The organism is Streptomyces sp. NPDC043996, assembly GCF_056435225.1.
Genome location: NZ_JBWKEY010000008.1, coordinates 403,354 through 429,912, shown reverse-complemented (window position 1 = coordinate 429,912; position 26,559 = coordinate 403,354). Strand labels below are relative to the sequence as shown.

General features: G+C 73.7%; 10 protein-coding genes and 1 pseudogene. All 11 read left to right on the top strand.

The window, feature by feature from the left end:
* Positions 1 to 699: 699 nt before the first annotated feature.
* Positions 700 to 969: a phosphopantetheine-binding protein gene (locus AC07A4_RS23040; protein ID WP_478601609.1), complete on the top strand. Its 270-nt coding sequence runs from the start codon at positions 700 to 702 to the stop codon at positions 967 to 969.
* The gene (locus AC07A4_RS23035; protein WP_478601607.1) at positions 966 to 2,216 is read left to right on the top strand and encodes a cytochrome P450; all 1,251 of its coding nucleotides are present in this window, start codon (positions 966 to 968) and stop codon (positions 2,214 to 2,216) included. The genes AC07A4_RS23040 and AC07A4_RS23035 overlap by 4 nt, the downstream gene beginning before the upstream one ends.
* The gene (locus tag AC07A4_RS23030; protein WP_478601605.1) at positions 2,213 to 2,947 is read left to right on the top strand and encodes a thioesterase II family protein; all 735 of its coding nucleotides are present in this window, start codon (positions 2,213 to 2,215) and stop codon (positions 2,945 to 2,947) included. Before AC07A4_RS23035 ends, AC07A4_RS23030 begins: the two co-directional genes overlap by 4 nt.
* 52 nt (positions 2,948 to 2,999) lie before the next feature.
* On the top strand, positions 3,000 to 6,110 hold the full coding sequence (locus tag AC07A4_RS23025; protein ID WP_478601603.1) for a type I polyketide synthase: 3,111 nt from the start codon (positions 3,000 to 3,002) through the stop codon (positions 6,108 to 6,110).
* Positions 6,111 to 6,217: 107 nt separating this feature from the next.
* Positions 6,218 to 11,758, top strand: a pseudogene (locus tag AC07A4_RS23020) (type I polyketide synthase); the annotation flags it as partial.
* A gap of 60 nt (positions 11,759 to 11,818) precedes the next feature.
* Entirely contained in the window at positions 11,819 to 18,364 is a 6,546-nt protein-coding gene (locus AC07A4_RS23015; protein WP_478601714.1) for a type I polyketide synthase, read from the top strand.
* A 1-nt stretch (position 18,365) separates the two neighbouring features.
* Positions 18,366 to 21,479, top strand: a complete 3,114-nt coding sequence (locus tag AC07A4_RS23010; RefSeq protein WP_478601601.1) for a type I polyketide synthase — start codon at positions 18,366 to 18,368, stop codon at positions 21,477 to 21,479.
* 245 nt (positions 21,480 to 21,724) lie between these two features.
* Positions 21,725 to 24,889 carry a non-ribosomal peptide synthetase gene (locus tag AC07A4_RS23005; RefSeq protein WP_478601599.1) on the top strand — a complete coding sequence of 1,055 codons (3,165 nt, stop codon included), beginning with the start codon at positions 21,725 to 21,727 and terminating at the stop codon, positions 24,887 to 24,889.
* Between the two features lie 182 nt (positions 24,890 to 25,071).
* Positions 25,072 to 25,497: an aspartate 1-decarboxylase gene (gene panD, locus AC07A4_RS23000; RefSeq protein WP_478601597.1), complete on the top strand. Its 426-nt coding sequence runs from the start codon at positions 25,072 to 25,074 to the stop codon at positions 25,495 to 25,497.
* 35 nt (positions 25,498 to 25,532) lie between these two features.
* Positions 25,533 to 25,898 (top strand): GNAT family N-acetyltransferase, encoded by a 366-nt coding sequence (locus AC07A4_RS22995; RefSeq protein WP_478601595.1) that lies wholly within the window; start codon positions 25,533 to 25,535, stop codon positions 25,896 to 25,898.
* The gene (locus AC07A4_RS22990; protein WP_478601593.1) at positions 25,892 to 26,551 is read left to right on the top strand and encodes an aspartate/glutamate racemase family protein; all 660 of its coding nucleotides are present in this window, start codon (positions 25,892 to 25,894) and stop codon (positions 26,549 to 26,551) included. Before AC07A4_RS22995 ends, AC07A4_RS22990 begins: the two co-directional genes overlap by 7 nt.
* Positions 26,552 to 26,559 lie beyond the last annotated feature (8 nt).

Sequence of the window (26,559 nt, the reverse complement as noted above, 5' to 3'; positions counted from 1 at the left end):
TTTTTGCAGGCTAGTCACACATTGCGGGTCGAGGTCAAGGGAGTGCGGGCGGCCGCATTGAGCGCTTTCGGTCCGGGCTCGGGCGAACGGTCCCGCGTACGCCGTGAAGGCGGCCGGACGCGGCCTCGGTCCGCCCGCCGCTCGCCGTGCCGGGCGCCCGGCCCAGAGCGCGGCGCCCGCCGCGTCGCGGGCGGGCCGTCCAGCGGTCGGGCCGAGGCCCGCACCACCTGCCAACGGCTGGGCGCGGTACGGTCGGAGAGGGCTCGGCGGCCGCCGTGTCCCCCGGTCCCGGCTGGACCGGAAGAGCCGCTTCCTGTCCTGTCGGCGGGACAACCGGTGCCCACCGAGGTGTCCGCGCTGACATCCCTTGCACGGGGTTTCCCGGGGCACTTACCTTGGCGTCGCGATGGCTCCCGGGTACGCGTATCGGACACATCGAATACGCGGCCAGGGCCCGGAACGGCCGCGCGGACATCCGAAGCCCTCGGACGGTGTCTTGGGAATGACTGGGAATGCGCGGTCACCGCTGTGTCGTTGGAGCGGTGGCCCGCTTTCTGCTGAGGTCCTTCGCGAACACCAGGACGCATTTCCGTAGCGCGCGCCATTGGCATGGCGTGCGCGGCGGCGACGGTACGAGGATGGGCCCTGCAATGGCGTGGGTTAAGAATTCCCGTGCCGTGGACGAAAGAAAGGCTGGCAATGGAGTCGGAATCGCAAGTCGCGCCCGTGGGTGCGCCGGAGTCGCTCGTACAGCAGATCTCCGCGCTGTGGGGAGAACACCTCGACGGCCGGGAGGTCGGCGCGGACGACGACTTCTTCGAGCTCGGCGGCAACTCGCTGATCGGGATCAAGATCATCGACCGCGTGACCGAGGACTACGGCGTCACGCTGTCCGTGCGCGACTTCTACCTGGCGCAGACCCCGGCCCGGGTCGCCGAACTGATTGAGCAGGGGAGGGCGCGGACGTGAGGTTGACGCCGGGTCCCGCGCGGGAGATCGACCTCGACCGCGTGGACCTGTTCGACCTGGACCTCTACTCCTACGGCGACCCCCACCCGATCTGGGACGTGATGCGGGACCGGGCGCCCCTGCACCACCAAGTCCTCCCGGACGGCCGGGAGTTCTGGTCGGTGACGCGCTACGAGGACGTCTGCCGGGTGCTCGGCGACCACCGAGAGTTCACCTCGGAGCGCGGCACGACACCCACCCACGTGGGCATCGACGACCCCGCGGCGGGCGTGCTCCTCACCTCCACCGACCCGCCCCGGCACACCGAGGTCCGCAGGCCGATCGGCAGCAAGCTCACCGCGCGGGCGGTGAAGGCCTGGGAGGACTCGATCCGGCGGACGATCGTGGGCTTCCTCGAACCGGCGCTCGACGGCGAGACCTTCGACCTGGCCGAGAAGGCGCTGCTGCTTCCCGCCATGGTCACGGGACCGCTCCTCGGCCTCCCGGAGAAGGACTGGGCGGAACTCGTCCAGCTGACCGCCATGGTGACGGCCCCGTCGGACCGGCACTTCAAGACGGGCAGCGAGGCCGCGACCCTGGCCATCTCCCACCACGAGCTCCTCACGTACGTCAAGGACTGGGTCAAGACGCGGCGCGCGGACGGGCACGAGGACGACAGCCTGCTCCACCACCTCATGAGCGTCCGCCCCGGCGGCGAGCCGCTGAGCGACGAGGAGATCGCGCTCGACGGCTACAGCATCCTCCTGGGCGCCAACGTGACGACGCCGCACACCGTCTCGGGCACCGTGCAGGCGCTCATCGAGCGGCCCGAGCAGTTCGAGAAGGTGCAGGCCGACCCGACGCTGATCCCCAACCTGGTCGAGGAGGGGCTGCGATGGACATCCGCCGCCTGTAACTTCATGCGGTACGCGGTGGACGACGTCGAGATCGGCGGGGGCACCATCCCGGCCCGCGCGGCGGTCGTCGCGTGGATCGGCTCGGCCAACCGGGACGCGTCCCAGTTCCCCGACCCGCACCAGTTCGACATCACGCGAGACGGCGCGAAGCGCCACGTCGCGTTCGGGTTCGGGCCGCACTTCTGCATCGGTGGACCGCTCGCCCGGATGACCCTGCGCGTCTTCTTCGAGGAGCTGACCCAGCGGTTCGGTTCGATCGACCTCGCCGGCGAACCGGAGCACCTGCGCTCGTACTTCATCTCCGGGATGACCCACCTCCCCATCGTCGCCCAGAAACGAAAGACGCCATGACACCCAGCTCCACCCCCGCCAGGTCGCCGTGGTTCGTCCGGCCGCTCGCCACGGACAAGGCCGCCCGGCTCTTCTGCTTCCCCTTCTCCGGGTCCGGCGCCTCGGCGTTCAGCGCCTGGCCGGAGGCGCTCGACGACGTCGAGGTCTGCCCGGTGCAGTTCCCCGGCCGTGAGAACCGCCTCGGCGCACCGCACTACGGCACGTACGAGAACCTCGCGGCCAGCCTGGTCGAGCAGCTGGCGCCGCGGCTCGACCGGCCGTTCGCGTTCTTCGGGCACTGCGCGGGCGCGCTGCCCGCGTACGAGACCCTGGTCCGGCTCGCCGAGCGCGGGCTGCGGCCCGACTGCTTCATCGTCTCGGGCCAGCCCGCGCCGCACGACGCCTCGCGCGACCGGATGCTCACCATGACCGAGCCCGAACTCCGCGCCGAGCTGGAGACGTTCCTGCGCGGCCGGGGGATGGAGCCGCGCCCGGACATGCTCGACGTGGGCCTCGCCGTGCTCCTGCGCGACCTCGCCGCCGCGCACGAGTACAAGCGGACCGAGCCGGTCAAGCTGGAGTGCCCCATCGTCGTACTGCACTGGCGGGACGACCCCGAGGTGACCCTCGATGAGCTCGAAGGGTGGCGCCAGTACGCGGACTCGGTGGACATCCGGGTCGTCGACGGCGGCCACTACGACTTCATGCAGGCGCCCGACGACCTGCGCAAGCTGCTGACGTCCTGGCGATGACCGCGCGCAAGACCGCAAGAGCCGTACGCCGAGGGAACCGGAAGGAATTCGTATGAGTGGCCAGGCCGCCGATGTCGCCGTGGTCGGGATGTCGTGCCGCTTCCCCGGCGTGCAGGACCTGGGTGCGTTCTGGCGCCTGCTGCTCGACGGGAAGTCGACCGTAGGAACGTTTCCCCCACAGCGGGCGGCCGACACGAAGCCCTCCTCGCACCCGGACGCGGCGACCGTGAACGCGGGGTCGTTCTTCGACGCCATCGACGGGTTCGACGCGGAGTTCTTCGGCACGGGCGCGGCCGAGGCGGCCGCCATGGACCCCGTCCAGCGCCTGGGCCTCGAACTCGCCTGGGAGGCCGTCGAGGACGCCCGGGTTCCCGCGGCCGCGCTCGCGGGCCGCGAGGTCGACGTCGTGGTGGGCTCCGCGCCCTCCGGGTACGACCTGCTGCGCAAGCTGTCCGGCAGCGACCAGGACGACCACTACGCCGCGCTCGGCTCCAGCGGCGCGCTGATCGCGAACCGGATCTCGGCCCTCTTCGACGTCCGCGGCATGAGCTACTGCGCGGACTCGGGCCAGTCCTCGTCGCTGGTGTCCCTCGCGCTGGCCTGCGACCGCATCCGCAGCGGCGCGGTCGACATGGCGCTGGCGGGCGGCGTGCACCTGATCGCGGATCCGGAGGGCGGTCTCGCCCTGGCCAACCTGGGCGCTTTGTCGCCCGACGGCCGCTGCTTCACCTTCGACGAGCGGGCCAGCGGCTTCGCCCGCGGCGAGGGCGGGGCGTTCGTCCTGCTCAAGCGGCTCGACCTGGCCGTCGCCGAGGGCGATCACATCTACGCCGTGGTACGCGGCTGGGGCGTCGGCAGCGGTGGCGCGACCACCCGCATGCCCGACCCCAGCCCCAGCGCGCAGGCGGCCGCCGTGAGGACGGCCCTCGCCCGCGCGGGCGTCCCCTTCGACGGCGTCGACTACGTCGAGGCGCACGGCACCGGCACCCGTGTCGGCGACCCGGCGGAGATCTCCGGCCTGCGCGAGGCGTACCGGGGCGCCGAGCGCGACCGCCCGCTGGTGGTCGGCTCGGTGAAGACGAACGTCGGGCACCTGGAACCGGCCGCGGGCATCGTCGGCTTCGTGAAGGCCGCGCTCTGCGTGGACCGCGGCCACCTGGTGCCGAATCTGAACTTCCGCTCCCCGAACCCCGCCATCCCCGACTTCCTCGCGGACTTCGAGGTCCTCACCTCCGCACGGCCCTGGCCGGGCACGCCGGAGCGGCCCCGGCGGGCGGGCGTGTCGGCGTTCGGCATGGGCGGCACCAACGCGCACGTCGTCCTCGAACAGGCCCCCGAGGACCGGGCGGAGCCCCGCGCCGTGGACGGCGACCCGGCCGCCGCGGGCGCGTCCCGGGCGCTGCCCTGGGTCCTCTCGGCGCGGTCCGATGCCGCCCTGCGGGAGCAGGCGGCGCGGCTGCGCGACCTGGTGGCCGCCGAGGCCTCGCTCTCGGCGGCCGACGTGGGCTACTCCCTGGCATCGACGCGGTCGCCGCACGAGCACCGCGCGGTGGTCATCGCCGGTGACCGCGATGAGACGCTCGCCGACCTGGACGTGGTCGCGGCGGGCGGCGACTCGGAGCGGGCGGTGCGCGGCAGGGCCACCGGCCCGGCGGGCCCGGTCGTCTTCGTGTTCCCCGGCCAGGGGTCGCAGTGGGTCGGCATGGGCAAGCGCCTTTACGCGGAGTCCGAGGCGTTCGCGCGCGCCATCGACGACTGCGAGCGGGCCCTTGAGCCCTGGGTGGACTGGTCCCTCGTGGACGTGGTGACCGGCGCGGAGTCGGGTGCCTCCCTTGACCGGGTGGACGTGGTCCAGCCGACGCTGTTCGCGATGATGGTGTCGCTGGCGCGGGTGTGGCGCTCGCTTGGCGTCGTCCCCGACGCCGTGGTGGGGCACTCGCAGGGCGAGATCGCCGCGGCCTGCGTGTCGGGCGCGCTCTCTCTCGAGGATGCCGCGCGGATCGTCGCCCTGCGCAGCCAGGCGTTGATCGAACTGGCCGGATCGGGTGGAATGAGCGCGGTGGCCGCGTCCCCCGACTGGGTGCGTGAGCGCATCGAGCAGTGGTCAGGGCGGCTGTCCGTGGCCGTCGTCAACGGCCCGGCCTCCGTGGTGATCTCCGGGGACGACGAGGCGCTGGAGAAGTTCGCCGCGATGGCGGCCGCCGACGACGTCCGGGTGCGACGGGTCAAGGTGGACTACGCCTCGCACTCCCACCACGTCGAACGCATCCGTGAGCGGGTGCTCGCCGACACCGCGGACGTCACGCCCCGGGAGTCGACGGTGGAGTTCCACTCCACGGTCACCGGCGCGCCGCTCGACACGCAGGAGCTCGGCGGCTCGTACTGGTACGACAACCTGCGCTCCACGGTGCGGTTCGGCGAGGTCGTCGAGCCCCTGATGCGCGACCGCGGCGGCGTGTACGTCGAAGTCAGCCCGCACCCGGTGCTCCAGGTGGCCATGGAGGAGACCGCCGACGCGCTCGCGGCCCCGCCGGTCGTGGTCGGCACCCTGCACAAGGACGACGGCAGCGCGGCCAAGGTCCTCACCTCGCTGGCCGAACTGCACGTGCGCGGGGGCCCGGTGGACTGGGAGACCCTGTTCGCCGCGGACACCCCGCGCCGGATCGGCCTGCCGACCTACGCGTTCCAGCGGCGGCGGTACTGGCTGACGGCGCCCGATGACGGCGACGCGGGCCAGGCGTCCGCGAGCGGCCCTGGCGCGAACTCCCCGGCCGCGGAGCTGGGTTCGGAAGCAGCGGTGCTCACGCTCGTGTGCGCCGAAGCGGCTTCGGTGCTGAGCGCGAAGGAAGCGGACCTGACGGGCGCCGATCTCGTGGCGCGGTCGAACGACACGTTCAAGGACCTGGGGTTCGACTCCTCGATGGCGGTGCGGCTGCGCAACCGGCTCACCGCGGCGGCCGGAGTGCGGCTCTCGGCCACCGTCGCGTTCACGTACCCCACTCCGCTCACGCTCGGCCGTCACATCTTCTCCCTCATAGAACCGGAGGCGCCCGCTCCGACGGAGCCGGAGGCGCCCGGCGCCCCGGCTGCGGCCGAGGCGGCGAGTCCGGATGGTCGCGACGACGACGAGTTGTACGCGTTGATCGAACGCGGCTACGTCTAGCACCACTTGTACGTGTAGCACCACTTGATCGTCTTGGTAAGTAACCGTTGGGGGAGGCCCTGGTGGAGGATGTCGACAAGCTCCGGTCCTACTTGCGACGCGCCGTCGGCGACGCGCAGGAGCTGCGTGAGCGGGTGCGTGAGCTGGAGGAGTCCGCGCGCGAGCCGATCGCGGTCGTGGGAGCCGGATGTCGCTTCCCGGGTGGGGTGACGTCCCCCGAAGGCCTGTGGGACGTGGTGTCCGGCGGCGTGGACGCGATGGGCGACTTCCCGCGGGACCGCGGGTGGGACGTGGACGCCCTGTACGACCCGGATCCCGAGGCACGCGGCAAGACGTACACGCGCTCGGGCGGATTCCTGCGTGACCTCGCCGAGTTCGACGCGCCGTTCTTCGGCATCAGCCCGCGCGAGGCCCTCGCGATGGACCCGCAGCAGCGGCTGATGCTCGAGACGTCGTGGGAGGCGCTGGAGCGGGCGGGCATCGACCCGGCGGGTCTGCGCGGCTCCGCGACCGGCGTGTTCACCGGGATCTACGGGGTCGACTACGGCCCGCGCATGGGCGGCGGGGCCTCCGGCGAGGTCGAGGGCTTCGGGATCGTCGGCACGTACACGAGCGTGGCCTCTGGACGCGTGGCGTACGTCCTCGGTCTGGAGGGCCCGGCGGTGTCGACCGACACCGCGTGCTCCTCGTCCCTGGTCGCCGTGCACCAGGCCGTGCGGTCGCTGCGGTCGGGGGAGTGCACGCTGGCCCTTGCGGGCGGCGCCTCGGTGCTGCCGTCCCCGGGTCTCTTCGTGGAGGTCGCCCGGCAGCGCGGCCTGTCGGCCGACGGCCGGTGCAAGTCGTTCTCGGAGACCGCCGACGGCACCGGCTGGGGCGAGGGCGCGGGCGTCCTCGTCCTGGAGCGCCTCTCGGACGCGCTGCGCAACGGCCGCCGCGTCCTCGCGGTGATCCGGGGCTCGGCGATCAACCAGGACGGAGCGTCCAACGGGCTCACCGCGCCGAGCGAACTGGCGCAGCAGCGGGTCATCCGGGCGGCCGTCGCCGACGCGGGCCTCGCGCTCGACGACGTGGACGCGGTGGAGGCGCACGGCACCGGCACCAAGCTGGGCGACCCGATCGAGGCCGAGGCGCTCCTCGCCACATACGGCCAGGAGCGCGACCCCGCCAGCCCGCTGTGGCTGGGCTCGCTGAAGTCCAACATCGGTCACACGCAGGCGGCCGCGGGCGTCGGCGGCATCATCAAGATGATCATGGCGATGCGTCAGGGCGTGCTGCCCAAGACGCTGCACGTGGAACGCCCGACCCCGCACGTCGACTGGTCGGCGGGCGCGGTCGAACTGCTCACCGAGGCCCGCCAGTGGCCGAGCACGCAGGGGCGGCCCCGGCGCGCGGGCGTGTCGTCCTTCGGCGTCAGCGGCACCAACGCCCACCTCATCCTGGAGCAGGCCCCCGAGGAGCCCGAGGCGGCCGCGGCCCGTCCGGCCGGTGACCCCGCCACCGGACAGGTGTCCAGCGACGCCGTCGGCGGGCTGCCGTGGGTGCTTTCGGCGCGGTCCGCCGAGGCGCTGCGCGAGCAGACGCTGCGGCTGCGGGACCGCGTGGCCGCGGCCACGGACCTGCCGGTCGCGGGCGTCGGGCACGCGCTGGTGACGCGCCGCTCGCTGTTCGAGCACCGCCAGGTGGCGATCGGCGCGGACCGCGACGCGCTGCTCGCCGGTCTGACCGCCGTCGTCGACGGCGACAGGAACCCCCGAGGCGTGGTGTCCGGCGTGGTGCGGCCGGTGGGCAGGACGGTGTTCGTCTTCCCCGGCCAGGGCTGCCAGTGGGCCGGGATGGGCCGGGCCCTGTGGGAGTCGAGCCCCGTCTTCGCCGAGCAGCTGCGCGCCTGCGCCACGGCCCTTGAGCCGCACCTGGACTGGTCGTTGATCGACACCGTGTGCGGCGGCCCCGACGCGGCGGACCTGGACCGGATCGACGTCGTCCAGCCCGTCCTGTTCGCCGTGATGGTGTCCCTCGCGCGGGTGTGGCGCGCGCTCGGCGTGACGCCGGACGCGGTGATCGGCCACTCCCAGGGCGAGATCGCCGCGGCCTGCGCCGCGGGCGCCCTGTCCCTGCCCGACGCCGCCAGGATCGTGGTCCTGCGCTCCCGGCTCCTCGCCACGGCCACCCAGGACGGCGGCATGGCCGGGATCGTCGCGCCCGCGGACCGGGTGCGGGAACTGATGAAGCCGTGGGAGTCGCAGGTGGCGGTCGCCGCCGTCAACGGCCCGTACTCGACGACGGTCTCGGGCGCGGCCACGGCGGTCAAGGAACTGGTCGAGGCCTGCGAGGCCGAGGGCGTGCGCGCGCGGTGGATCCCGGCGAGCGTCCCCGGGCACTCCCCGCTGATGGACCAGTTCAAGGCCGAGCTCCTGGCCGAGCTCGCCCAGGTCACCCCCGCGTCCTCGCCGGTGGCGTTCTACTCGACGGTGACCGGGGGACTCCTCGAGTCCGCCGAGCTCGACGCCTCCTACTGGTTCCGCAACCTGCGCGAACCGGTCCAGTTCGAAGCCACCATGCGGAGCCTCCTCGAACGGCAGCACGGCGCCTTCGTCGAGGTCAGCCCGCATCCGCTGCTCACCGTCAACATGCAGGAGATGCTGGAGACCACCCCCGGCGCGGCCGGGGTGGTCGTGGGGTCGCTGCGCCGCGGCGACGGCAGCCTCGCGCGGCTGTACCGGTCGGCGGCCGAGGCGTTCGTCGCGGGTGTCGCGGTGCGGTGGGAGGCGGCGTTCCCGGACACGGACAGCCGCTCGGTCGAACTGCCCACCTACGCCTTCCAGCGGCAGCGCTACTGGCTGAACACGCCCGGCGAGAGCACGGCTGTGCACACCTCGGACCATCCGCTGCTGGACGCCGTGATAGACCTGCCCGACGACGGGGAGCACGGGGGAGTGGTCGGCAGCGGCCGCCTTTCGCTGTCGCGGCACCCGTGGCTCGCCGACCACGCGGTCCACGGCGCCGTCCTGGTGCCGGGCACCGCCCTTGTGGAGCTCGCGGCGTGGGCCGCGGCCAAGGCGGGCTGCGACGTCGTCGACGAACTCACCCTGGAGACACCGCTGGTGCTCTCCCGCACCGGCGACCGCGAGATCCGCGTCGTCGTCGACGGCAAGCGCGCGGTCAGCGTGCACTCCCGCGGCGAGGGCGAACCCGAGTGGACACGGAACGCCGTCGGGACCGTTGGAACCGGCACCGGGGGTCCTGAGGGCCTCACCGCGTGGCCTCCGGCGGGCGCGGCCAGCGTGCCCTTCGAGGACGAGTACACCCGTCTGTCCGCCCTCGGGTTCGGCTACGGACCCCTGTTCCGCGGCCTCAAGCAGGTGTGGCGCCACGGCGATGACCTCTTCGCCGAGGTGGAGCTGCCCGCGCCCGACGGCACCGACCAGGGCCGGTTCCAGATCCACCCGGCCCTGCTCCAGGCGGCGCTGCTCCCCGTCGGCCTCGGGGACTTCGTCGACGGCTCCCGGCCCGAGGTCTTGCTGCCGTACCGCTTGACGGGCATCCGCCTGCACTCCGCCGCGCCGACGGCGCTGCGCGTCCGCCTGGCGCCCGCCGGGGAGAACGCGCTGTCCGTGACCCTCGCGGACGCCAGCGGCACGGCGCTCGGCGGCGTCGAGACGCTGACCCTGCGGCCGGTGGACGCCGAGAAGCTGTCCGAGCTGAGCTTCGACCACCAGGACGCGCTGTTCCAGGTGGACTGGGTCCCCCTTGCGGACACCGCCGAGCGGGCCGCAGGCCCGTACGCGACGCTGGGAGCGCCCGCCGCGCTCACCGCGTCCCTGGGCGACGACGCGGCCGCCTTCGCCGACCTCGGTGAACTCGCCGCGTCCGAGGGGGAGATCCCCCCGGTCGTCATCGCCGTCGTCGGTGGCGATGACGAGGGCGAGGGCGCTGGCAACGGCGTCGACGCGCCCGCCGCCGTCGAGCGCGATCTGCACCGCGTCCTTGGCTGGGCGCGGGGCTGGCTCGCCGACGACCGGTTCTCCGCATCCCGCCTGGTCCTCGTGACGCGGGCGGCGGTCCAGGACGACCAGGTCGCCCGCACCGACCCCGCGGCCGCCGCGGTCTGGGGCTTCGTGCGCACCGCGCAGACCGAGAACCCGGGCCGGTTCACGCTCCTCGACACGGACGGCGAGCCCGCTTCCTGGGCCCGTGTCCCGGCGGCCGCCGCCACCGGCGAGGCCCAGCTCAAGATCCGGGCGGGCCTGGTGACCACGCCGCGCCTCGCGCGCGCCTCCGCGGCGGTCGCCGGCGACGCCTCCGCGCTCGGCACCGGCACGGTGCTGATCACGGGTGGCACCAGCGGTCTGGGCGCGATGCTCGCCCGGCACGTCGTCGAGCGGCACGGGGTGCGCCGCCTCGTCCTGACCAGCAGGCGGGGCCTCGCGGCCCCGGCGGCCGCGGGACTGCGCGAGGAGCTGACCGCGGCGGGAGCGCACGTCGACGTCGTGGCGTGCGACGTCACCGACCGCGCGGCCGTCGCCGAACTCATCGGCGCGGTACCGGACGAGCACCCGCTCACGGCGGTGATCCACTGCGCGGCCGCCCTGGACGACGGTGTCGTCGAGGCGCTGACCGAGGACCGCGTGGACACCGTCCTCGCGCCGAAGACGCACGGCGCCTGGCACCTGCACGAGCTGACCCGGGACCTGGACCTGTCCGCGTTCGTGCTGTTCTCCTCCATCGCGAGCGTGCTCGGCACGGCGGGGCAGGCCAACTACGCGGCGGCCAACGGCTTCCTCAACGGCCTCGCGGAGGCCCGCAGCGCCGACGGCCTCGCCGCCACCGCGCTGTGCTGGGGCTACTGGGCCGAGCGCAGCGAACTGGGCGCGGACATCGGCGCGGCGGACATCGTGCGCCTGCAACGCCAGGGCGTGCAGCCGATGGCGTCGCACGAGGGGCTCGCGCTCTTCGACGCGACGATCGCCCGCGACGAGCCGGTCCTCGTGCCGGTGCGCCTCAACCTCGCCGCCCTGAACGCGTCGCCCACCGGGCACACCGGCTCGCCGCTCCTGCGCGGCCTGCTCACCACGCCCGAGGGGCCCGGCGGCACCGAGGCCCGACAGGCCGCCGACGCCGACGTCGCGCGGCGCGTCAGGTCGCTGCCGCGCGCCGAGGCGGAAGCGGTGCTCCTTGACGCCGTACGGGCGCAGACCGCGCTCGTCCTCGGCCACACCGACAACGCACGCGTCGGCGCCGCCGCCGCGTTCAAGGACCTCGGCATCGACTCGCTGATGGCGCTCGAACTGCGCAACAAGCTGGCCGACGTGACCGGCTTGAAACTGCCCGCCACGCTCGCGTTCGACTACCCGAACCCGAGCGCCCTCGTGCCGTTCCTGATCGCGGGCATCGCCCCCGACGCGGCGGCCGAACCGGAGTCTCCCGCCGACCTCCTGACCAAGGAGATCGAAGGCCTCGGCGCCCGCATCGACGACGCGTTCCGCGAGCTCGCGGCGGCGGACAAGGCCACCATCTCCACGCTGCTCGGCGAGTTGCAGGGCCGGGTGCGCTCGATGGCGGGCGAGGGATCGCCGACGGGCATCGTCGACCAGATCAGTTCGGCGTCAGCGGGAGAGCTCCTCTCGCTGCTGGACAAAGAGCTCGGCTAGGAGAAACCGATGACGAACGACAACAACGCCGATGTTCTTGACTACCTCAAGCGGACATCGATCGAGCTGATCGAGACGCGCAAGCGTCTTGCCGCGCTGACGGAGGCCGCCGCCGAACCCATCGCGATCGTGGGCGTCGCCTGCCGCTTCCCGGGCGGGGTCACCACCCCCGAGGCGCTGTGGGAGCTGGTGCGCACGGGCGGCGACGCCGTCTCGGACTTCCCCGACGACCGCGACTGGGACCTGGAGGGTCTGTACGACCCGAACCCGGACGAGCCGAACAGCTGTTACACGCGCTCCGGCGGATTCCTCTACGACGCGGGCGACTTCGACGCCGAGTTCTTCGGGATCAACCCGCGCGAGGCCCTCGCCGCCGACCCCCAGCAGCGCCTCCTCCTCGAAGCGTCCTGGGAGTCCCTGGAGCGGGCGGGCATCGACCCCACCACCCTGAACGGCAGCGCCACCGGCGTCTTCGCCGGAGTGGCCTACTTCGGGTACGGAAACCACCTCCACACCCCCGAGTCCATCGCGGGCTACGGCCAGACCGGCTCCCTGCTGAGCGTGGCCTCCGGGCGCGTGTCCTACTCGCTGGGCCTGGAGGGCCCGGCGGTGTCCACCGACACCGCGTGCTCGTCGTCGCTGGTGGCGGTGCACCAGGCCGTGCAGTCGCTGCGCCAGGGCGAGAGCACCCTTGCCCTGGCCGGGGGCGCCACCGTCATGGCGACCTCGCAGGTGCTCCGGGAGATGTCCAAGAACCGGGGCCTCGCGGAGGACGGCCGGTGCAAGGCGTTCGCCGACGCCGCCGACGGCACCGGCTTCTCCGAGGGCGTCGGCGTCCTGGTCCTGGAGCGCCTCTCGGACGCGCGGCGCAACGGGCGCCGGATCTGGGCCGTGATCAGGGGCTCGGCGATCAACCAGGACGGCGCGTCCAACGGTCTGACCGCGCCGAACGGTCCTTCGCAGCAGCGGGTGATCCGGGCCGCGCTCGCCAACGCCCGGGTGCAGGCGAGCGACGTGGACGTCGTCGAGGCCCACGGCACCGGCACGACCCTCGGCGACCCGATCGAGGCGCAGGCCGTCCTCGCCACGTACGGACAGGAGCGCGAGCCCGGCAATCCGCTGTGGCTGGGCTCGCTGAAGTCGAACCTCGGTCACACGCAGGCGGCCGCGGGCGTCGGCGGCATCATCAAGATGGTCATGGCGATGCGGCACGGCGTGCTGCCCAGGACCCTGCACGTGGACCGCCCGTCCACGCACGTGGACTGGACGGCCGGGAACGTGGAGCTGCTCACCGAGGCCCGGGACTGGCCGAGCGCGCCGGGGCGCCCCCGCCGCGCGGGCGTGTCCGCCTTCGGAGCCAGCGGCACCAACGCGCACGTCATCCTGGAGGAGGCCCCCGCGCCGGAGACGGCGCCCGACGCCGACGCGTCCGACGCCGAGCTGTCCGGCGGCGCCGGCGGACTGGTGCCGTGGCTCGTGTCGGCGCGCTCGGAGCAGGCGCTGCGGGCACAGGCGGAGAAGCTGCGCGCCTTCGCCGCCGACGCCGACGCCAACGGAGACCTGGACATCGCCGCCGTGGGCTGGTCGCTGGCGGCGGACCGGGCCCGGCACGACCACCGTGCGGTGGTCCTCGGACACGACAAGGACACCCTCCTGAGCGGCCTCGCGACGCTGAGCGAGGGCGCGGAGTCCGCCCGCGCGGTACGCGGCGTCGCCGGGGAGCACGGCGGCACCGCCCTGATGTTCCCGGGACAGGGCACGCAGTGGACCGGCGCCGCCCGGGAGCTGTACGAAACCTTCCCCGCCTTCGCGCGGAGCGTCGACGAGATCTGCGCGCGCTTCGACGCGCTGCTCCCCTTCGCCCTCAAGCCCCTGCTGCTCTCCGACGAGCCCGCCGACCCCGAGCGGACGGACATCGCGCAGCCCGCCCTTTTCACCCTGCAGGTCAGCCGCTACCGGCTCCTGGAGCGGTACGGTCCGCCGCCCGCCTTCCTGATCGGCCACTCCGTCGGTGAGATCGCCGCCGCCCACGTGTCCGGAGTCCTCGGCCTGGACGCCGCGACCAGGCTCGTGGCCGCCCGCGGCCGCGTCATGCAGACGGTCACCGAGAAGGGCGCCATGCTGGCGGTGCGCGCCTCGGAGGCCGAGGTGGGCGCGCTGCTCGACGGGTACGACCGCGTCGGCGTCGCCGCCGTCAACGGCCCGGAGTCGGTGGTGGTCTCGGGCCTGCGCGAGCAGGTCCACGCGATCCGCGACCGGCTCGTCGCGGACGGCGCGTCGGCGAAGCTCCTCGACGTCGGGCACGCCTTCCACTCCCCGCTCATGGACCCGATCCTCGACGAGTTCGCCGAGGCGGTGGGCGAGCTGCCCATGGGCGAGATGACCATCCCGATCGTCTCGACCCGCCTCGGCCGCGAGGTCACGCTCCAGGAGCTGACGAGCGTCGCGCACTGGGTGGACCACGTCCGCCAGCCCGTCCGCTTCTTCGACGCGGTGGAGTGCGCCCGCGCCGCCGGTGCGGGCGTCTTCCTCGAAGTGGGTCCCGGAGCGACGCTCGCGAGCATCACCAAGGAGGCCTTCGCCGCCGTCGGCGCGGACGACGCGGTGGTCCTCTCGACGTCGCGGCGGAACCGCGGCGCCCTGGACACGCTGCTCGGCGCCCTCGCCCAGCTCCACGTCCGGGGCACGACCGTGCACTGGGACGCCCTCCTGGAGTCCCGCCGGTCCGTGGAGCTGCCGACGTACGCCTTCCAGCGGCACCGCTACTGGCTGGACTTCCGGGGCGCGGCGGGGACCGGGGACGTGACCTCGGCCGGTCTCACGGCGCCGGAGCACCCGCTGCTCGGCGCCGTGGTGGAGCACCCGGGCACCGACGAGGTGGTCTTCACCGACCTGTGGTCCCTGCGCACCCACGGCTGGCTCGCCGACCACACCGTGTTCGGCGCGGTCGTCGTACCGGCGACGGCCTACATGGACCTCGCCCTGTGGGTGGGCGGCCACGTCGGGTCCCCGGCCATTGAGGAACTCTCCCTGGAGGTTCCGCTGATCCTGCCCGAGTCCGGGGACGTGCGCGTGCGCATCGCCGTCGGCGCGGCGGACGAGGCGGGCACCCGCCCGCTGGACGTGTACTCGCGTCCCGACGGCGACGACCAGGAGACCGGGTGGACCCGGCACGCGACGGGCAACCTGACGCTGGGCACGGCGCCGACGGACGCGTCGGCCGAGAGCGCGCGCGCCCTCGCCACGTGGCCTCCGGCCGGGGCGGAACAGCTCGGCATCGAGGGCCTGTACGACTCCTTCGCGGACGGCGGCTTCGACTACGGGCCGACGTTCCGCGGGCTGCGCGAGGTGTGGCGGCGCGGCGACGACCTCTTCGCGACGGCCACGCTCCCGACGGCCGACGGCTCCGCCAGCGGCGACTTCGCCCTGCACCCGGCGCTGATCGACTCCGTGCTGCACGCGGTGGTCGTCGGCCGCGTCATCGAGGTCGACGGCGGCCAGGGCTGGATGCCCTTCTCGTGGTCCGGCGTCGACCAGGCCGGCGCGTGCGGCCCGACCGTGCGCATCCGGGTCTCCCCGGCCGGTGACGCCGCCGTGTCGGTGGCGATCGCCGACGAGCACGGCCGCGAGATCGCCCGCATCGGGGCACTGACGTTCCGGCCCGCGAGCGCCCAGCAGGTGCGCTCGGTGCGCGGCGCCAGCGAGCGGTCGCTGTACGAGGTGGAGTGGCGGCCGGTCAAGGACGGCGGGCGGGAGCCGCGGCGCGCGCCGTGGAGCGTCCTCGGCGCGAAGGACGGCCTGGCCGCCGCCCGCCTCGCCGACGCGGGCGACGACAGCGTCACCTTCCACGCGTCGCTCGACGACGTCCTCGCGGGCGACGCCCCCCGGCACGTCGTCCTGTGCCTGGACGACGTCGTCAACACCGCCGTCGCCGACGGCGATCCGCTCGCCGTGGTCGGCGGCACGGATACGCACGTGCTCGCCCTGGTTCAGCGGTTCCTCGCCGAGGAGCGGCTCACCGCGTCGACGCTGGTGGTGCTCACCCGCCTGGCCTTCGCCACCGGCGCGGGCGAGCGCGTCGAAAGCCTCCCCGGCGCGTCCGTGTGGGGCCTGATCCGGTCCGCGCAGACGGAGCACCCCGGCAGGTTCCGCCTGGTGGACATCGACGACGAGGACGCCTCCTGGGCCCTGCTGCCGGACGCGCTCACCCTGGATGAGGCCCAACTCGCCCTGCGCGGCGGCGCGTCCCTCGCCCCGCGCCTGGCGGTGGCCTCGCTCGCGCACCAGCAGATCGAGCCGCCCACGGGTGGCGCCCACCGCCTCGGCATCCCCAACAAGGGGACCCTGGAGAACCTGACCTGGGTGCCCTGCCCCGAGGTGGAGGAGCCCCTGACGAGCGGGCAGGTGCGCGTCGCCGTGCACGCCGCGGGGCTCAACTTCCGGGACGTCACGATCGCGCTCGGCCTGGTCGACCGCACCGCCATCGACGCCGGGATCGGCAGCGAGGGCGCGGGCACCGTCCTGGAGGTGGCCGACGACGTCACCTCCCTCGCGCCGGGCGACCGCGTCACGGGCATCTTCTCCGGCGCCTTCGGCCGCGTCGCCGTGGCCGACCACCGGCTGCTCATGCCCGTACCCGACGGCTGGACCCACACCGAGGCGGCGTCCGTGCCGGGCGCCTTCCTCACCGCCTACTACGGCCTGTTCCGGGTGGCGAACCTGAAGAAGGGCCAGCGGGTCCTCATCCACGCCGCCGCCGGTGGCGTGGGCATGGCCGCGGTCCAGCTGGCCAAGCACGCGGGCGCCGAGATCTACGCGACCGCGAGCCCGGCCAAGTGGCCCACCCTGCGCGCCCTCGGCATCGACGACGCGCACCTGGCGTCGTCGCGCGACCTGGAGTTCGCGCAGAAGTTCCTGGACGCCACGGACGGCCGTGGCGTGGACGTCGTCCTGAACTCCCTCGCGCACAAGTTCGTCGACGCCTCGCTGACCCTGCTGCCCCAGGGCGGCGCCTTCGTCGAGATGGGCAAGACGGACATCCGCGAGCCCGAGCGGGTGGCGGCCGACCACCCCGGAGTCGCCTACGAGGCCTTCGACCTCTACGAGGCGGGCCCCGACGCCTTCCACGAGATGTTCCAGGCCGTCATGGAGCTCTTCGCCGAAGGGCGGGTGCGGCTGAGCCCGATCGCCGTCTGGAACATCCGCGACGCCCGCAAGGCGTTCCGCGAGATGAGCCAGGGCCGCCACATCGGAAAGATCATCTTCGATCTGGGCAGCGGCTTCGGCGGCGGCACCGTCCTGGTCACCGGCGGCACCGGCGGCGTGGGCGCCCTGGTGGCGCGCCACCTCGTCGCCGAGCACGGCGTGCGGAGCCTGGTGCTCGCGAGCCGCAGCGGCCTGGCCGCCGAGGGAGCCCCGGAGCTGGTCGCGGACCTGGAGGGCGCGGGCGCGCTCGTCAGGGTCGCCCAGTGCGACGTCGCCGACCGCGACGCCGTGGCGAAGCTGCTCGCCGACATGCCCCCCGCGTACCCGCTGACGGCGGTCCTGCACGCGGCCGGAGTGCTCGCGGACGGCACCGTCGAGTCGCTGACGCCGGAGAGCTTCGAGCGCGTGCTCGGCGCCAAGGCCGGTGGCGCGCTGCACCTGCACGAGCTGACCCGGGACCACCACCTGTCGGCGTTCGTCCTGTTCTCCGCGCTCGCGGGCACCCTCGGCACCGGCGGACAGGCGAACTACGCCGCCGCCAACGGGTTCCTGGACGCCCTCGCCGCCCAGCGCAGGGCCTCGGGCCTGGTCGGCACGTCACTGGGCTGGGGCTGGTGGGGGCAGAGCAGCGGCATGACCGGGGACCTGGACGAGGTCGACCTCTCCCGGGTCCGGCGCCTCGGCATCGCCCCGATGCCGACGCCCGAGGCGCTGGCCCTGTTCGACGCGGCGTGCGCGGTCAACAAGCCCGTGCTCGTCCCGGCCCGTCTTGACACCGCCGCGCTGCGCGCCAAGTCCGGCGACGAACTGCCGCTCCTCCTGCGCGACCTCGTCAACAGCGGCCGCCCGGCGCGGAACCGGACGAGCGCGGCCAAGGACAGCGGCCCGCTCGGCCTGCCCGCAAGGCTGGCCGGACAGTCGCCGAGCGAGGCGGAGGCGACCGTACTCGACTGGGTCCGCGAGCAGGCCGCCGTCGTGCTCGGACACCCCTCCAGCGCGGCCGTCGAGGCCGACCAGGCGTTCACCCAGCTCGGGTTCGACTCGCTGACGTCGGTCGAGCTGTGCAACCGCCTGGCCTCGGCGACCGGTCTGCGGCTGCCCTCCACGCTCGTCTTCAGCTACCCCACCCCGCGCGAGCTTGGCGCCCACATCGTGGGCCAGCTCCGTCCGGAGGAGCGGCGGGAGCCGGCGAGCCCGGACGAGGACGCGGCGATCCGGGAGGTCCTGCGGACCGTCTCGATCGAAAGCCTGCGCGCCGCGGGCGTCCTGGACGCGGTGCTCGCCTGCGCCGCCCCCGACGCCGAAGGGCGGACGTCCGCCCCGGACACCGGTGCGGACGAGCTGGCGGACTTGGACTTGGAAGCACTGGTCGACCTGGCTTTGGACGAGAAGGGTAAGTGACATGAACAGTTCCGCGGATCGCACAGCGGACGGCGCGGACCGGGTCCAGCGGGCGCTCCGCACACTGCTGGAGGAGCGCGACCGCCTCCGGCAGGAGAACGACGCCCTGAAGGCCGCCCGCGTGGAGCCGATCGCCGTGGTGTCCATGGCGTGCCGCTACCCGGGAGGCGTGTCGTCGCCCGAGGACCTGTGGGACATGGTCCGCGGCGGCGTCGACGCCGTGGACGAGTTCCCGGCGGACCGGGGGTGGCAGGACGTGTACGACCCGGACCCCGACAAACTCGGCAGCTCGTACGTCCGGCACGGGGGATTCCTCGCGGACGTGGCCGACTTCGACGCCGACTTCTTCGGCATCAGCCCGCGCGAGGCGCTCGCCATCGACCCGCAGCAGCGGCTGCTCCTGCAGACGTCGTGGGAGGTCTTCGAGCGGGCGGGCATCGTGCCCGCGAGCCTGCGCGGCACCGACGTCGGCGTGTTCACCGGGGTGAGCTCCTCCGAGTACGGCTCGCGCTTCCTGGAGGCGAGCAAGAACGACCTGGAGGGCTATCTGCTGCACGGCAGCGCCCTGAGCGTCGCGTCCGGGCGGGTGGCGTACGAACTGGGCCTGACGGGACCGACGGTGTCCGTGGACACGGCGTGCTCGTCGTCCCTTGTGGCCCTGCACCTGGCGGTGCAGTCGCTGCGCGCGGGCGAGTGCTCGCTGGCGCTCGCGAGCGGCGCGCTCGTGATGTCGTCGACCGCGCTCTTCGTGGAGTTCTCCCGGCAGGGCGGCCTGGCCGCCGACGGCCGCTGCAAGTCCTTCGCGGACGGCGCGGACGGCACCGGCTGGGCCGAGGGCGTGGGCGTGCTGCTCCTGGAGCGGCTCTCCGACGCCCGCCGCAACGGCCACCCGGTCCTCGCCGTCGTGCGCGGCACCGCGGTCAACCAGGACGGGGCAAGCAACGGGCTCACCGCCCCCAACGGCCGCGCCCAGGAGAAGGTCATCCAGCAGGCGCTCGCGAACGCGGGCGTCGCCCCGTCCGAGGTGGACGCGGTCGAGGCCCACGGCACCGGCACCGTCCTTGGCGACCCCATCGAGGCGGGCGCCCTCCTCGCGACGTACGGAGCGGACCGGGCCGAGGGCAGGCCGCTCTGGCTGGGGTCCATGAAGTCGAACATCGGCCACGCGCAGGCCGCCGCCGGGGTCGCCGGGGTCATCAAGATGGTGATGGCCATGCGCAACGGCTTCCTGCCGAAGACCCTGCACGTGGACACGCCGTCGCGGCACGTGGACTGGTCGTCCGGCGCGGTCGAACTCCTTATGGAGGGGCGGGAGTGGCCGCGGCCTGAGGGCCCGCGGCGCGCCGGGGTCTCCTCGTTCGGCGTCAGCGGCACCAACGCGCACGTGATCCTGGAGGAGGAGGTCCCGCGGGAGCACGCGGACGAGCCGGAGGCGGCCCCGGAGGTTCCCGGCGGCCTCGTGCCGTGGGTGGTCTCGGGCAAGAGCGCCGCGGCCGTCGAGCGCCAGGCGGGCAAGCTGCGCGACTTCGTCGCCGCCCGCGACGGCGCGGACGTCGCCGCCATCGGCGCGTCGCTCCTTTCGAGCCGGTCGCGGTTCGAGCACCGCGCCGTGGTCCTGGGGCGCGGCCGCGGCGAACTCCTGAGCGGCCTCGCGTCGTTGAGCAACGGCGCGGAGTCCGCCGCGGTGGTGCGCGGCACCGCGGGCGCCCTCGGTGGCGTCGCGTTCATGTTCCCCGGACAGGGCTCGCAGTGGGTCGGCATGGGACGGCAGCTGTACGACGCCTTCCCGGTCTTCGCCCGCAGCCTCGACGCGTGCGCGGCCGCGCTTTCGGAGTGGGTCGACTGGTCGCTGCTCGACGTCGTGCGCGGCGTGGCGGGCGCGCCCACCCTGGACCGGGTGGACGTGGTGCAGCCCGCGCTGTTCTCCGTGATGGTGTCCATGGCCGCCCTGTGGCGGTCCTGGGGTGTGGAACCGGCCGCGGTGGTGGGCCACAGCCAGGGCGAGATCGCCGCCGCCCACGTCTGCGGCGCCCTTTCGCTGCGCGACGCCGCCAAGGTCGTGGCGCTGCGCAGCAAGGCCCTGGTGAGCCTGATCGGCCACGGCGGGATGGCGTCGGTCGTGGAGTCCGCGGAGGTCGTGGAGGAACTGCTGGCCCCGTGGAGCGACCGGGTGAGCGTCGCCGTGGTGAACGGGCCCCGCTCCGTGGTGGTGTCCGGGGAACCGGACGCGCTCGATGAATTCGTCGAGAAGATGAAGGCCGAGGGCGCCCAGGCCCGGCGAATTTCAGTCGATTACGCCTCGCATTCACACCAGGTGACCCGGGTCCGCGACGAGGTGATCGGCCAGCTGTCCGACGTGAGCCCCACATCGTCGAACCTTCCTTTCTACTCGACGCTGTACGGAAAGACGATCGACACCGCGGAGCTGAACGGCGAATACTGGTACAACAATCTGCGGGAGAAGGTTCTCTTCGAAACCTCCGTCCGGCGATTGGAGCGGGACGGATTCCGGGTTTTCATCGAGATGAGCCCGCACCCTGTCCTGACCGTGCCGGTGCAGGAGATCGTCGAGGACGTCGACGACGCCGTGGTCCTCGCCTCGTCCCGCCGCGACCGCGGCGAGGTGGAGGCCGTGCTCGGCTCGCTGGCCCAGCTGCACGTCCAGGGCGGATCGGTGGACTGGTCGGCCCTCCTCGGCGAGCGGCCGCGCGTCGACCTGCCGACGTACGCGTTCCAGCGGCAGCGGTACTGGCTGAACTCCGCGCGGACGGCGGTGGCGGCCGAGGTGCCCGCGACGGCGGTGCCCGCGGACGAGGAGCAGGCCGTCCCCCTGTCGGAGCGGGTCGCCGCGCTCGCCGAAGACGACGCGCGGGCCCTGGTGCTCGAGCACGTCCTGGAGAAGGTCGCCGTCGTGCTTGGGCACCCCTCCAGCGAGAACATCAACCCCGACCAGGAGTTCAAGGAGATCGGGTTCGACTCGCTCCTCTCGGTGGACCTGAGCAAGCGCCTGGCCGCGTCGACGGGGCTCAAACTGAGGGCGAACCTGGCGCTGAAGCACCCGTCGCCGCGGCAGATCGCCGGGCACATCATGACCGCGCTGCCCCAGCGCGCCTGACGGTGATCTGATGGTGTCCGGAGGTTCTTCCGCGCCGGACGGCTGTCCTGTCGGCGGGACACGCGCGCTTCCCAGCGGCGTGTCCCGCCAGGGCACAGCATTGGCTTGACCGGCTGATCCACGTCCGTGAGGGTGGAGGCGTTTTGTGCATTCCTCCGGCTTACTGAACTGTTTTCGAGGGGTTGATCATTGTGCGTTCGTTCGGTGCGTCGGCTGCGCATAAAGGGTTGTGGCTGGCGCAGGAAATGGCTCCCGACACGCTGAACCACGCGATGACGATGTGGGAGGTGGCCGGCGAGCTCGATACGGCGGTCATGGAATCCGCGTTTCTGCGTGTGATGGGCGAGGCGGAAGTACTGCGCGTGAACTTCGCCGACGACGGCAGCGGGCTGCGGCTCACGGTCCGGGAGTTGGGCGACTGGCGGCCGTTCTTCCTGGACCTCAGCGCCGAGGCCGACCCCGAGCAGGCGGCGCGCGACGCGCTGTCCGACACGGTGCGCCAGCGCTTCGACCTGGAGCGCGACCTGCTGTTCCGGCTCGGTGTGGTGAAGCTCGCCGCGGACCGCTTCCTCGTGGTGCTCGCCTACCACCACCTCATATCCGACGGCTTCGGCGCGGGCGGCCTCCTTTCGCGGCGCCTCGCCGAGGTGTACACGGCGCTGGCGCGGGGCACCGAGGTGCCGGAGCTTGCGGACCCCTGGGACGCCGAGTCGTTCGCGACCGAGGCGACGGAGTATCTGGCCTCCGACCAGTTCACCGAGGACACGGAGTTCTGGCGCGACTACCTGAAGGACGCGCCCGCGCCCGCCCAGGTGCCGCGCGTCGCCCTGCCCGACGCGCTGCGCGCCACGCTCGCCGAGCCGACGAGCGGCGCCGACCGCTGGTCGGAGGTGGCCGGTGCCATCGGCATGGTGAGCCGGACGCTGACCGTCCCGCGCGCGGAGGCGGCCGCCTGGACCGAGGCCGCGCAGTCCCTCGGCGTATGGATGTCGTCCATGCTGACCGCCGCCGCAGCGGTGTTCTTCCGGCACCGCTGCGACCAGCCGGAGTTCCTCCTCTCGCTGGCCGTGGGCAACCGCGTCGGGGTGGCGGCCAAGACGCCCGGACTCGCGGTCAACGTGGTGCCGATGCGCGTGAACGTGCCGCTCTCCTCGACCTTCGCCGACATCGCCGACGCGGTCGTGGACGAGACGTACGAGGTCTTCGGGCACACCGCCTGCCACTACTCCGACATCCAGCGCGCGAGCGGCGCCGTCCTGGCCGGGCGCGGCAGCTTCGGCGCCGTCATGAACGTCGTCGAGTTCGTGGAGCAGCTCCACTTCGGCGACCACCCGGCGCGCTACTTCCCCGCCACGACCGGCGCCTTCGACGAACTGGCCATCGGCGTCTGCACCGACGGCAGCCCCGACAGCGACCTGTACGTCCGCCTCGACGCCCCCGCGGGCCTGTACTCCCGCGAGGAGCTGAGCTTCATCGGCGCGGAGCTGATCGCGTTCGTCCGCGCCGCGGTGGCCGCCGACGAGCGCCCCGTCGGCGCCCTCGACGTGGTGAGCGGCGACGAGCGGGACCAGGTCCTCGCGGCGCCGAACGGCACGGACGCGCCCCTGCCGGGCCTGACGGTGCCCCAGCTGTTCGCCCGCCAGGCCGAGAAGACCCCCGACGCCGTCGCGCTGGTGTCCGGCGACACGACGGTCTCCTACCGGGACCTCGACGAGCGCTCCAGCCGCCTGGCCGACGCGCTGCGCCGCCGCCAGGCCGGACCCGAGACCGTGGTGGCGGTGGCGCTGCCCCGCTCGGTGGACCTGGTCGTCGCCCTCCTGGGGGTGGCGAAGGCGGGCGGGGCCTACCTGCCCGTCGACCCGGCGTTCCCGGTCGAGCGGATCAAGGCGGTGGTCGGCGACGCCTCGGTGCGCGCCCTGCTCACCGACGCGACCACCGCCGACGCGCTCGCCGCGGATCTGGACGTTCCCGCGCTGGTGTTCGCCGCCCTCGCGGGGGACGCCGCCGAAGACGGCGACGCGGTGCGCCAGACCGTGGCCCCGCCGCACCAGGACGACCTGGTGGCCGTGGTGTACGGCTCCGGAGCGAACGGCGCGACCACCGGGGTCGCCGTCACGCACCGCAACATGGAGCGGTTCGTCCTGGACCGCCACTGGCGCGAGGGCGGCCGCGGCACCGTCCTGTGGCACGCGCCGCACACCTCCGACGCGCTCGCCCTCGAAGTGTGGGTGCCGCTCCTCAACGGCGGCCGCGTGGTCGTGGCTGACGCCGGGGAACTGGACGTCGACGCCCTCGCCGACCTGCGCGCGGCGCACGGCGTCGCCACGGTGTGGCTGCCCGCGGGCCAGTTCTCCGCGGTCGCGGCGGACCGCCCCGAGCGGCTCGCCGGGCTCAGCGAGGTGTGGACCGGAGGGGACCGCGTGTCGGCCGTCGCCGTGCGACGGGTCCGGGAGGCCTGCCCCGGCCTGACCGTCGTCAACGCCCACGGCCCGGCGGAGACCGCCGTGTTCGCCGCGGCGAACCGCCTGGCGGCGGACGAGGCAGCCCACCCGGGCGCGGTCGGCCACCCCCTGGACCACACCTCCCTCTACGTCCTCGGCCCGGGCCTCACGCCGGTGCCCGTGGGCGTCGCCGGGGAGCTGTACGTGGCCGGGCCCGGCGTGGCGCGCGGCTACGCCGGGCGGCCAGGACCGACCGCGGAGCGGTTCGTGCCCTGCCCCTTCGGCCCGGCGGGCGGACTCATGCTCCGCACCGGGGACCGGGTGCGGTGGGGCGCCGAAGGCCGCCTGGAGTACGTGGGCCGGGCCGACGCCCAGGCGGACGTGCGGGGCTTCCGGGTCGAACTCGCCGAGGTCGAGGAGGCGCTGTCCGAGTACCCAGGGCTCGCGCGCTCCGTCGCCGTCGCCAGGAAGGACGACTCCGGACAGCAGCGCCTCGTCGCCTATGTGGTCCCGGCGGGCGCCCAGACGCTGTCCGCGGAGGACCTGCGCCGGTACGCCGCCGGACGGCTGCCGGAGGCCATGGTGCCGTCGGTGTTCACCGTCCTCGAGCGGCTGCCGCTGGGGGCCGACGGGCGCCTGGACCGGGCGGCGCTGCCCGAGCCCACGTTCGACGACGGGTCCTATCGGGCGCCGCGCAACGACACCGAGCGGATCCTGGCCGCGGCCTTCGCCGACGTGCTCGAACTGGACCGGGTCGGCATCGACCAGGACTTCTTCGACCTCGGCGGCAACTCGCTGCGGGCGATCAGGCTGGTCAGCGTGATCCGCACGGAGCTGAAGCAGGAGGTGTCGATCCGCACGCTGTTCGCGGCGCGCACCATCGCCGGTCTGTCGGACATGTGGAAGGACCTCGCCCAGTCCAGCAGGCCGACGCTGCGCAGGAGGACGAAGGACGGCGCGGTCCTGTAAGCGAGGACGCCGCGGCCCTTGGCGGCACGGGCGCGCGGGCGGGGACCTGTGTCCCCGCCCACGCGCCGTCCGTCCGGGCCACCGTCGGCGGCCCCCCGGGAAAGCGCGCGGGCTGTAAGGTGCATGGCAGCCCTTGACCTGCATCAACGCAGGCAGGGAGCCGAGTTCTAGGAGTGCTCCGAATGCTGCGCACCATGTTCAAGTCAAAAATCCACCGGGCCACGGTGACCCAGGCCGACCTGCACTACGTCGGGTCCGTCACCATCGACGCCGACCTCCTCGACGCCGCCGACCTGCTGCCGGGGGAGCTCGTGCACATCGTCGACATCACCAACGGCGCCCGCCTGGAGACGTACACCATCGAGGGCGAGCGCGGCAGCGGCGTCATCGGCATCAACGGAGCGGCCGCGCACCTCGTGCACCCCGGGGATAAGGTCATCGTCATCAGCTACGCCCAGGTCAACGACGCCGAGGCCCGCGCGCTGCGGCCGCGGGTGGTGCACGTCGACGAGGGCAACCGCGTCGTGGCCCTCGGCGCCGACGCCTCCGCGCCGGTGCCGGGCGCCGACGACATGGCGCGCTCCCCGCAGGCGGTCGCGCGCCCCTGAGGCGACACCGCGCGCGGGCGCGGCGAGGAGCGGCGATGAGCGACACGACGGGCCCCGCGCGGCCCTACGGAATCCGTGACGACCGGGCGCACGGGCTGCTGCTCGCCGAGGAGGACGGCCGGGTCGTCGGGCGGATCGTGTACGTCACGCTGACGGAGCCGCGGCCCGCGCTCGTGCCCCTGCACACCGAGGTGCCGCCCGCCCACGAGGGCCGCGGCATCGCGGGCGCCCTCGCCACGGAGCTGTACGCCCTTGCCGCGCGCGAGGACCGCGCCGTCGTCCCGCTGTGCCCGTACGTCGCCAGGTGGGCGGAGCGCCACCCGGAGCTTGCCCCCGCGCCCGCCGCGGAGCTGGTGCGGGCGGCCCTCGCCAAGGTCGAGGAGGACCCGTCGGCATGGTGACGCTGGCGCTGCTGCACACCTCGCCCGTCCACGTCCCGGTGTTCGACGCGCTGCGCGACGCGCACCACCCGGGGCTCGCGCTCGCCCACCACGTCCACGAGGACCTGCTGGCGCGGGCCCGGGCGCGGGGACCCGAGGCCGTCGCGGACGACGTCCAGAGGGCCCTGGAGAACGCCGTGGCTGCGGGCGCGGGCGCCGTGCTGTGCACGTGCTCGACGCTCGGCGGCGTCGCGGAGTCCCGGGCGGCGGCCGTCGGCGTTCCGGTGCTGCGCGTGGACCGGCCCATGGCGGCGGCCGCCGTCGGCACGGGCTCGGCGGTCGCGGTCGTCGCCGCGGTCCCCAGCACCCTGGAGCCGACGCTCGCCCTGCTCGAAGAGGAGGCCGGGCGCCCCATCGACCCGCGCACCGTGGTCGTGGACGGCGCCTGGGAGCGGTTCGAGGCCGGGGACCGGCAGGGGTATCTCCGCCTGGTCGCGCGGGCCGTGGAGCGGATCGCGCCGGGCGTGGACGCCGTGGTGCTCGCGCAGGCCTCGATGGCGGACGCCGCCGCGCTCGCCGAGGTGTCAATCCCGGTGCTCGCCAGCCCGCGCACCGGCCTCGCCGCCGCGGCCGGGTTGTGCGGCGAGGGGGACGCGCGTACTCCCACGGGTTGAGGCGGGAG